This is a genomic window from Vibrio sp. Vb0937 (assembly GCF_033338855.1).
Map to the genome: position 1 here is coordinate 1 of NZ_JAWOTK010000348.1, position 1,148 is coordinate 1,148.

The 1,148-nt window shown below is 47.6% G+C and carries 2 protein-coding genes; one reads left to right on the forward strand and one right to left on the reverse strand.

The window, feature by feature from the left end:
* Nucleotides 1-990: rod shape-determining protein RodA (gene rodA / locus R7P67_RS25605; RefSeq protein ID WP_318086423.1), on the forward strand; the 990-nt coding region annotated here is incomplete at its 5' end.
* Nucleotides 991-1,066: 76 nt separating this feature from the next.
* Here rodA and R7P67_RS25610 read toward each other — a convergent pair.
* Nucleotides 1,067-1,148 (reverse strand): YebC/PmpR family DNA-binding transcriptional regulator (locus tag R7P67_RS25610; RefSeq protein WP_347564228.1); only part of this gene is annotated, 82 nt, incomplete at its 5' end.

The window sequence follows — 1,148 nt, forward strand, 5'->3', positions numbered from 1 at the left end:
TGTGGCTTCGATGAATCCATGCTCTTTAAACACTTAGCCCGCTGCGCACTGACACTGGTGTGTATTCTGGTTATGTCATCCATTCCAGCAGCCAGTTATCAACGCTCGGCACCATACTTGTATTTTGTCGCAGTGTCGTTACTGCTGGCCGTCGCGCTGTTTGGTGACAGCACTAACGGTTCACAACGATGGCTAGATATCGGCTTTTTTCGTTTTCAACCTTCGGAATTAATTAAGTTGTCGATTCCGATCATGATCGCTTGGATGCTGCATCTGGAAGGCGGCAGACCTGACTTTCGTAAAATCGCGCTTTGTTTGATGATTACCTTGGTTCCCGCAGGGTTGATCGCTCTGCAACCCGATCTGGATGGTGCGATCTTTACCGTGATCTACGCACTACTCGTGTTATTTTTCGCGGGTATGAGCTGGAAAATCATTGGCGGATTTGTGGTGAGCGTTCTAACGCTCGCCCCGATTCTGTGGTTTTTCGTGATGGAAGCCTACCAAAAAAGCCGTGTGACTCAGTTCTTACACCCAGAGTCTGACCCACTTGGCTCTGGTTACCAAATCATTCAGTCGCTGATTGCGATTGGCTCGGGCGGTATGAAAGGCAAAGGTTGGATGAATGCCACACAAGGAACACTGGGCTTGATTCCAGAAAGTCATACCGACTTTAGCTTTTCAACCTATGCGGAGGAATGGGGGTTCATTGGCTGTGTGGTATTGCTGACGCTATACCTATTTATTACAGCACGGGTGATGTTGCTAGCATGCCAATCTGAGCACTTTTTTAGTCGCTTAGTCAGTGGCACCTTGGCGATGAGCTTCTTCCTCTACGCCTTTATTAATACTGGAATGGTGAGTGGATTGTTGCCAGTAATGGGAAGCCCGCTCCCATTCTTTAGTTACGGCGGAACTGCCATGCTGACACAGGGCATCTGCTTTGGCGTAATCATGTCTCTGTGTTACTCCAAATACCGTAATACTTAGCGCTACTCGCAATATTTAGCACGATCAAAAAAGGCTTCCCTCGGGAAGCCTTTTTTACAACAACGAAAGCTAAAAATTATAGCTCAGCGTTGTGGTATACCTGCTGAACGTCGTCACAGTCATCTAGAAGGTCTAGGAACTTCTGGAATTTCTCTGCG